The 3771-nt window shown below is 70.6% G+C and carries 6 protein-coding genes and 1 pseudogene; 4 read left to right on the top strand and 3 right to left on the bottom strand.

Annotated elements, in window-relative coordinates; all coding sequences use genetic code 11:
* The 3 genes and pseudogenes from ACWDS7_RS47185 to ACWDS7_RS47195 all read right to left on the bottom strand — a co-directional run.
* A partial coding sequence (locus ACWDS7_RS47185; protein WP_451934628.1) for a LuxR C-terminal-related transcriptional regulator occupies positions 1 to 1026 on the bottom strand: 1026 nt, incomplete at its 3' end.
* Positions 1011 to 1778 (bottom strand): annotated as a pseudogene (locus ACWDS7_RS47190) (ABC transporter ATP-binding protein). The pseudogene ACWDS7_RS47190 and the gene ACWDS7_RS47185, both read right to left, overlap by 16 nt.
* Before the next feature lie 178 nt (positions 1779 to 1956).
* Positions 1957 to 2175 (bottom strand): response regulator transcription factor, encoded by a 219-nt coding sequence (locus ACWDS7_RS47195; RefSeq protein ID WP_451934629.1) that lies wholly within the window; start codon positions 2173 to 2175, stop codon positions 1957 to 1959.
* A gap of 42 nt (positions 2176 to 2217) precedes the next feature.
* On the opposite strand from ACWDS7_RS47195, the gene ACWDS7_RS47200 reads away from it, so the two are divergent.
* The 4 genes from ACWDS7_RS47200 to ACWDS7_RS47215 form a co-directional block, all read left to right on the top strand.
* A complete protein-coding gene (locus ACWDS7_RS47200; RefSeq protein ID WP_451934630.1) occupies positions 2218 to 2880 on the top strand; it encodes a hypothetical protein in 663 nt (220 codons plus the stop codon).
* A gap of 21 nt (positions 2881 to 2901) precedes the next feature.
* Entirely contained in the window at positions 2902 to 3132 is a 231-nt protein-coding gene (locus tag ACWDS7_RS47205) for a hypothetical protein (RefSeq protein WP_451934631.1), read from the top strand.
* Between the two features lie 10 nt (positions 3133 to 3142).
* Positions 3143 to 3331, top strand: a complete 189-nt coding sequence (locus tag ACWDS7_RS47210) for a hypothetical protein (protein WP_451934632.1) — start codon at positions 3143 to 3145, stop codon at positions 3329 to 3331.
* A partial coding sequence (locus tag ACWDS7_RS47215; RefSeq protein WP_451934633.1) for a hypothetical protein occupies positions 3331 to 3771 on the top strand: 441 nt, incomplete at its 3' end. The genes ACWDS7_RS47210 and ACWDS7_RS47215, both read left to right, overlap by 1 nt.

Below are 3771 nucleotides of genomic sequence, written 5' to 3' on the forward strand. Positions count from 1 at the left end.
GCGCGATCTCCCACAACCCCGCCGGGACGATCCAGTCCCATCGCCCGCCGTCCATGGTGAGTTCAACGACTCACCCACCATGTAGGACACGCTGTTAATGCTGGCTTCGCTGATGAAGAGCTTGGCGGCCGCCTGGCGGTTGGAGGCGCCGTCGGCGACGAGGGCGAGGACTTGGAGTTCGCGGTCGGTGAGGGCAGCCTTGACCGGTTTGCGTACCTGGCCCATCAGGCGTCCGGCGACCGAGGGGGACAGGACCGGCTCGCCGGCGGCTGCGGCGCGGACGGCGCGCAGGAGTTCGTCGGTGGGGGCGTCTTTGAGGAGGTAGCCGGTGGCGCCGGCTTCGATGGCGGGCAGGACGTCGGAGTCGGCGTCGAAGGTGGTCAGGACGAGGGTCTTGATGTGGGGGGGGGAGTGGCGCAGGGCGGTATCGGCGCCGCCCAGCGCCGCTACCGGGGCCCAGCCGTTGCTGCACAGGGCGATGGCGGTTCCGGTCACCACGCCGACCACTGCCGCGGTGGCGCGGGATCTGACGAACAGGCCGATCAGGGCCACGATCACATGGGAGATCATCACCATCGTGATGAGCGTGATGACCGCTGCTGCGAGGCCGATGAGCACACCCGCCGGGCCGAAGCGCCAGCCGTACACCGGCAGTGACATCAGGGCGACGAGGTTGACCGCCGGTGCGGGGCCGGCGAAGGCTCCGGCGAGCAGTGCCGCCGCGATCCGGCCTGGCGTGGCCGGGAGCATGGAGAAGTACTCGGGGCGCAGGGCTTCGCTGCCACCCCCGATGAAGATGGGGCCGAAGATCCAGCCGGACAGCCAGACCGCCAGCGTGACTGGCAGGTAGACGGGCCGCAGGACAGCGACGGCGATCGTCGCGAAGGCCAGGATCAGCCCGAGCGAGACGCCGGTGTAGAGGTTGGAGGCGTTGTCGCCGCGCAGGGAGTTGCGCATGAGCGCCAGCCGCATGCGGATCATGTGCCGTGCCAAGGCGACCGGGCCGGGGGTCAGGAGGTGAGCCATGCCAGCCCCTCCGTCCCTCCGGTGCGGGCGCCGACGAGGTCGACGAAGGCGTCCTCCAGGGTTCCGGCGCCGCGTACGTCGGCCAGCGGCCCGGCGGCTACGACGCGGCCGTCGGAGATGACGCCCACGTGGTCGCAGAGCTGCTCGACGAGGGCCATGACGTGGCTGGAGATGATCACGGAGCCGCCGTTGCCCACGAACCTGCGCAGGATGGCCCTGATCGTGGCTGCGGAGACGGGGTCGACGGCCTCGAAGGGCTCGTCCAGGACGAGCAGGCGGGGCGCGTGCAGGAGGGCGACGGCCAGGCCGATCTTCTTGCGCATGCCGGTGGAGTATTCGATGACCAGGGTCCGCTCGGCGGAGTCGAGTTCGAGGACCTGGAGGAGTTCGTCGGTGCGCTCGGCGACGACGGCGGGCGGCAGGCCGCGCAGCAGGCCGAGGTAGGTGAGGACTTCGCGGCCGGTGAGTCGTTCCGGCATGGCGTTCCCGTCGGGCAGCACGCCGATCAGTCCCTTGGCCTGGACGGTGTCACGTCAGACGTCGACGCCGAAGATCTCGGCGCTGCCGGAGTCGGGGCGGAGCAGGCCGACGGCCATGGCCAGGGTGGTGGTCTTGCCGGCTCCGTTGGGACCGACCAGGCCGTAGAAGGATCCGGCGGGGACGGTGAGGTGGATGTCGTCGACGGCCAGGTGGTCGCCGAAGGCTTTGCGGAGTCCGGTGGTGCGGAGGGCGGGCTCCCGGTGTGTTGGCATGCCTTGAGAATCGCGCGGGGGCGGGGGTGACGGATCGTCCGTACGGGGAGCGGGGTGGTGGATTACGGCATCAACCGATCGGTTGATACGGGCAAGCAGCGGCTGGTGCGTGGCGATGTCCGCCGGCATTCGTCGCGCCCGGGGACGGTTCTCGGGCGAGGACTCCGGGATCCTGTTCCTACTCTCCAGGTTGGACCAACGCCGCCTCGTAGGCGAGGATGACGGCCTGCGCCCGGTCCCTGACGCCTATTTTGGCGAACAGGCTCGTCACGTGGTTTTTGACGGTCGACGGGGAGACGGTCAGGTCAGCGGCGATCTCCGAGTTCGAACGGCCCCGGGTGATCAAGATGAGGATTTCCCGTTCCCTGTCGGTCAGCCCGGCCGGTTCGGCGGGCATCGTCCTTGGGCGCGAGGTGCGGACGAACGTGCCGATGAGCCTGTGTTCGCCGGCGCCCTGGTCACCCTGGCGGTCAACGTGGCGCACGGCTGGCACGGCGGCATGCTGTCGCGCCTGGTCAGCGCCATTCCGCCGCTGGCTGTGCTTGGCTCCTATGAGCTGCTGATGAAGCAGATCCGCATGGCTTATACCCCGGTTTCTCCCCTCGCGGTCGAAGAGCCCGTCAGCCAGCCTGAGCCACCCGCCGAGGAGGTGGCCGAGCCTCCGGCACCGCCGAAACCACCCGCGCGGACCCTGGCTGAAGCCGTGGTCGCCGCCTACCCTCAGGCCGATTCGATTCGGGGACTGGCTCGCGATTTTGAGATCTCCCGCAGCCGGGTGGAGAGCATCCTGCGCCAGGCCGGCGTGCTGCCGCCGAAGACGGCTGCCGAGGAAGCCGCCGACCGTGCCGAGCGGAAGGCCGGGGACTCGCCTCTGGAGCCACCGGTCGCGCCAACCGAGCCGGAGCTCACCGAGGAGGAAGAGGCCCGGCGGGCGATGGCACTCCTCCAGCAGTGCGCAACGGACCAGCCGCCCACCGAGGCGGACTTGAAGGCAGCCGGGCTCACCGAGGCGGGGCAAGCCATCATCCGCAAGGGACTGAACATGGCCGCGCTCGACAAGGCGGCCTCTTCCGCCAACGGCTCCGCGCCGACCTCCAGCTAGACCCCCGCTGAGGAGATCCCCATGTCTCGTACCCGCATGGCCGCCTACGCCGCGGCCGTCCTGCTCACCCTGACCGCGTGCGGTACCCCCGCCGCTGGCCACCGCGCTCCGAGGCCCGCCGTCGTGGAGCAGCTGCCCACCCCGACCTGTGCGGCCGGCATCACCTCCATCACCCCGCCCGAGCCGGACCTGAGCGGCGACCGCGATGGCGACGGCATCAACGACATCCGGCCCATCCCCGCCACCTGCTGAGGAGAACCCCATGGAACTCATGGCCGGCCTGTGGATCGCGCTCACCGCCGCGATGGTCGCCCTGTCCTTCACCAAGCAGACCCGCACCTACGAGATCGTGTTTCTCGGCGGATGGGGCATCCTGACCGGCGCCATGCTGGCCGGGGCCACCTCATTCGGCGGGCTGAGCTTCGGCTCCCTGTGGGGAGCGATCTTCTAATGACCGGCCTGGAACTCGTTGTGGTCGTCGCCGCCGGCGGCCTCATGGCCGTCGCGGTCAAGCACACCAACCGCAAGCCCGGCGGGCGCGCCAGCAAGGGTCGCGGGATCCCGAAGAGTTCGCGGCTCGTCAAGATCTACAACAACACCGGCGCCACCCCCGTCCAGAGCGGCGACGCCGGCGGAGCCGCCGCTGAACTCACCGGCCGGGCGATCGGCGCCACCGCCCGCCGCACCAGCCGCCGCTGGCGGGCCGTCCGTACCAGCGCCAGCCGCCGCCGCGACCAGCTCGCCGACCGGACCGCACCCCGGTGGGAGCGGCGCCGCACCACCCGGCCCGAGCCCGTCATCGACCGCCTCCGCACCCTCCAGGCCGCCCGCAAAGAGCACGGCTGGGCAGGGCTACGGCCGTCGATGACCCACCGCCCACCAGAGCCGCCC

It is taken from the genome of Streptosporangium sp. NPDC003464 (assembly GCF_053588315.1).

Excerpts from the sequence above, each read along its gene's own strand:
- ACWDS7_RS47195 (WP_451934629.1), bottom strand. The coding sequence starts at position 2,175 with ATGCCCGCCGAACCGGCCGGGCTGACCGACAGGGAACGGGAAATCCTC.
- ACWDS7_RS47205 (WP_451934631.1), top strand. The coding sequence starts at position 2,902 with ATGTCTCGTACCCGCATGGCCGCCTACGCCGCGGCCGTCCTGCTCACC.
- ACWDS7_RS47210 (WP_451934632.1), top strand. The coding sequence starts at position 3,143 with ATGGAACTCATGGCCGGCCTGTGGATCGCGCTCACCGCCGCGATGGTC.